3 protein-coding genes are annotated in these 3,980 nt (G+C 66.5%); 2 read left to right on the plus strand and 1 reads right to left on the minus strand.

All coding sequences use genetic code 11. The features are described 5' to 3' along the window. Positions 1-93: 93 nt before the first annotated feature. Entirely contained in the window at positions 94-1,230 is a 1,137-nt protein-coding gene (locus tag ACFY3D_RS39455) for a sugar phosphate isomerase/epimerase family protein (RefSeq protein WP_389989636.1), read from the minus strand. A 517-nt stretch (positions 1,231-1,747) separates the two neighbouring features. Between ACFY3D_RS39455 and ACFY3D_RS39460 the strand changes: the two genes are divergently transcribed. Beyond that, the gene (locus ACFY3D_RS39460; protein WP_389989638.1) at positions 1,748-3,001 is read left to right on the plus strand and encodes an MFS transporter; all 1,254 of its coding nucleotides are present in this window, start codon (positions 1,748-1,750) and stop codon (positions 2,999-3,001) included. A 2-nt stretch (positions 3,002-3,003) separates the two neighbouring features. Next, a complete protein-coding gene (locus ACFY3D_RS39465) occupies positions 3,004-3,840 on the plus strand; it encodes a MerR family transcriptional regulator (protein WP_389989640.1) in 837 nt (278 codons plus the stop codon). Positions 3,841-3,980 lie beyond the last annotated feature (140 nt).

Genomic DNA, 3,980 nt, shown 5'->3' on the forward strand with positions numbered 1-3,980 from the left:
CCGAAGCGCAGCCCGCGCTTCGGTGACACCGTGACGGACCTTCCGGGCGGTAACGCCCGGATTACTGATATCCGACTATGGAATCAGTAACGGTCACTCCGTGGTGAGGGCCGACATGTTGTCGTAACTGATCTGGGCGAACTGCAATGACTGGCCCGGGTTCGCCGTACCACCCGGAGCGGTGTCCTGCTCGTACATCGGGTAGTGGTGCTGGCTGGTCAGCCCCCGGAAGAACGTCGTGTAGTCGATGTCGCCCGTACCGAAGGGCACCATGTCGTAGCCGTTGGCGGTCGCGGTGTTGATCTTTCCGTCCTTGGCGTGGAACAGCGGATACCGGCGCTCCTGCGCCTGGACGAGAGCGAGAGGGTTGAAAACGTTGGTCTGGACGGAGCCGTCGGGGGCGGTGTAGGTCTTGAACTTGTACTGGGCGACGTGCGCCCAGTAGATGTCCATCTCCAGGTTCACGAACTTGGGATCGGTGACGCCCAGGAAGTACTCCAGCTTCCTGACCCCCGAGGAGCGCGTCGGACGGCCCTGGACGTCCAGCGGTCCGCTGTCGAGAAGGAAGTTGTAGGCGGCGTCGTGGTTGTGGGTGTACAGCTTGACGTAGCCGGAGTTCCGGGCGATCTCCCCGAGGATGTTCCACTTCTCGGCGGCGATGTCCCAGTCGGCCTTGTAGTTGCTGTTGGTGGGGTCGTTACCGGTGCCCATGTGGTCCATGCCGAGGATGTTGGCGATCTCCAGGCTGACCTTGAACCGGTCGAGATCCGTCTGGGTCAGCGGCCATGACCCCGGAATGAACCCGTGATTGCCCTCGGCCCGCAGCCCGTTGGCGTCCAGCCACGAGCGCAGCAGCGTCGCCCCGGCGATGTTCTCCAGGTTCTGCCCGCCCTCGGCGTTGGCGTGCTGCGTGAGGCCGGCGAACTCGATGCGCTCGTAGCCGATGTCGCTGAGCGCCTTGAACACCTCCTTGAACCCCGACGGCAGGGTCGTCGTGTTGGGGTCGCGGGAGATGGCGTCACGGACCGTGTAGAGGATGATGCCGCGCTTGCTGTCGCGGATCAGGGGGGCGGCCGCGGCGGCCGAGGCCCTGCCCGGCAGTGCGGTGATGGCCGCCGCCGCGGCCATACCCGTGGTCGCGGCGAACAACTGTCGACGGGTCAGTCCCAGCTTGCGCCCGAGGGCGCCGCCTTCGACCTGGTCGTCATCGTGGGCATGGAAAGTATTCACACATATCCATTCGTGTGAAGGACGCGTGCGCTGACCGACGTCACAGCGAAAATGAGGTATCTGGAGGGCTTCAGCGTGCCACCGATGCCGACATCCGGCACTGGGGGCCTCCGAACGCACCACTGCCGCTTATCGCGCACCGTGAGTAATTGTTAACGCCGAAATATCGCTTCGTCAATGAAAGTCCGGACTCTTCCCGCATCAGCCTCCGCGGGAAGTTCCAGCCTTTTCGGACCAACCAAAAACACCCATTCTGAGCAGGCAAAAGCCCGAAGATCGACCTCCCGCGCACCCGGCACAAACCTTTTCAGCCCGCATCGGCGTGCGCAGGATCCTTCCCTCCCCGCGCGGCGCCGAAGCGCGTCCACGACGCGGTCGCCGCCCCGTGTGAGCCCGGCCGCCCCTGACGGGTTCGCACATCCCGTCCTCACCGGCCGGGACGGCTTCACTCGTGTTCACCGGGCGCCTTCGGCCGCCGGCTTGACTGTGCCGTAGCGGCATGGTTTGTGATGCGTCCATGAGTCGAAGCACCTGGGTTTATCTGGGGTCGTACAGTCTTTCCCTGCTGGGGAACGGGATCGCGTCGGTGCTGTTCCCGTTGCTGGTGCTCGCGAAGACCGGTGACATCCTCGCCGCCGGTGTCCTGGCGTCGGTGACCGCCGCGGTCGCCGCAGTCGTGGGAATGCTCACCGGGGTGGTCGTCGACCGGGTGAACCGGCGAACGGTGTCGATCGTCAGTGACGTGTTGTCCGCTGCATCGGTCGCCGCGGTCCCGGTCGTGGACGCGTTGTGGGGGTTGAACCTGACGTGGTTCATCGTGCTGGGCGTGATCGGCGCGTTCGGAGACATGCCGGGGATGACGGCGCGGGAGACGCTGCTTCCCCGCCTCGTTCACCTCGACGGCGGTAAGCCGGGTGCACTGGACCGGCTGGTAGGTGTCCGCGAGTCGCTGGCGGGCACGCTGATGCTGATCGGGCCCGGCCTAGGCGGGCTGCTGGTGTGGCTGTTCGGTGTGAGTGCCGCCGCGTTGTTCATCACCGCCGGAATGAGTCTTGCCGCGGCGTTGCTGTCGTTCGCGATGTCGTCCCGCGTTGGAGAGATCACCTTGACCGATGCCCGCACCGCGGGGACGGGAGTTCGCGGGGTGTTCACCGACCTGGTGACCGGATGGCGGTTCCTGCTCGGGCACCGGTTGGTGCTGGGTGCGAGCCTGCTGTCGGCGGTGTTCGTCGCGGTGATCGTGGCGTTGCAGGCGACGATCATGCCCGCCTACTTCACGAGCGAGAACCTGCCGGAGTTCAGCGGGTTCGCGGCGACCGGGATCGCGGTCGGTGGTCTTCTCAGCGCGGGCGTGTACGCGGCGACCGTGGGGAAGGTGTCGCGCCGCGCCTGGTTCGTGATCGGGATGGTCGGCATAGGCATCGGATTCACCGTGATCGGCATGATGGCGGCGCCCTGGACGGTTCTGGCCGCGGCCGTGTTCATCGGCCTGACCAACGGCCCCATGTCCGCGGTGCTGGGGGTGGCGACCATCGAGGCGACTCCGGATGAGATGCGCGGACGTGTCCTCGGTGCGCAGAACGCTCTCGTGCTCGCGGCACCCGCCCTCACCTCGGCCCCCATAGCCGCGTTCGCCTCCGGGTTCGGGCTCGCGACGGCGGGGATCGGGATCGCGGTCGTGACCGTGGTGACCGTCGTGGTCGCGCTGTGCGTCCCCGCGTTCCGGTCGTTGGACACAATAGGTGTGGCGGTGGAGGCGAAGGAGGGGTGATCGTGGCGTGGAGCACCAGGCAACTCGCGGACCTGGCCGGCGTCACGCTGCGCTCGATCCGTCACTGGCACGACATCGGGCTCCTGCCCGAACCCGAACGGCTCGCGAACGGCTACAAGCAGTACACCGCCCGGCACCTCGTCCTCGCGCTGCGCATCAACCGCCTCGCCGGCCTCGGTTTCCTCCTCGACGACGTCGCCCGGATGCTCGATTCCGAAGAGGACGGTCAGAAATCCCTGCGCGGACTACGCGTGGAACTCGACACCAGAATCGCCGACCTCGAACGCATTCGATCCGAGGTCGACGAGCTGATCGGTCTCGGAGTGTCACCTGACCTGTCTCCCGAGGCACTCCTCGCGATGGAGGCACTCGGCAACGATCCCGCCTCACGCAACGTCGCCCTCTTTCTCACCCACCTGATAACGAAGGAGGACACGCTCACCTTCGTCAAGGCCCTGAAAGACGCACCTGAGGACCTCCTCCACGTCAACACCGCGATCCTGGAGCTACCCGCCGACGCCTCGGAACACGAGATCGTCCCACTCGTCGACCGTGCGGTCGCCGCGATCCGCGCATTCCTCGCCGCCCACGGCAACGCGCTCCCGAACTTCCCCGACAGCGCCGGGGAGCGAACGAACAGCGACGCACTGACAGCACTCATAACGGAGAACATGAATCCTGCCCAGCGGCACACCATGCGGCTCATCGGCGAACACTTCGACCGCAGCCCCGAGTGGGACACCATGTTCGGCGCCGCCACGGTGCCGCCGGCGGAGGGGGGACGCGCACCCGCGACGGGCGGGTCCGGTCCTGGTCACCGCGCTAGACGAAGGCCGTGACGCCCTCGTATTCCGCTGTCGGGGCGGCGCCGGCGGCCTCGTACCGGAGCAGCAGCAGGCCTTTCGCCGTCACCTCGTGGCGGAGGAGTCGAAGGCCGACGGGTCGGCTCGGATGGTCGAACAGCCGCCGTCCGGAACCG

The organism is Streptosporangium sp. NPDC000509, from assembly GCF_042898365.1.
Taxonomy (GTDB): Bacteria; Actinomycetota; Actinomycetes; order Streptosporangiales; family Streptosporangiaceae; genus Streptosporangium.

What these genes read in the sequence shown, in the direction of transcription:
- ACFY3D_RS39460 (WP_389989638.1), top strand. Translation starts at nt 1,748, where the DNA reads ATGAGTCGAAGCACCTGGGTTTATCTGGGGTCGTACAGTCTTTCCCTG.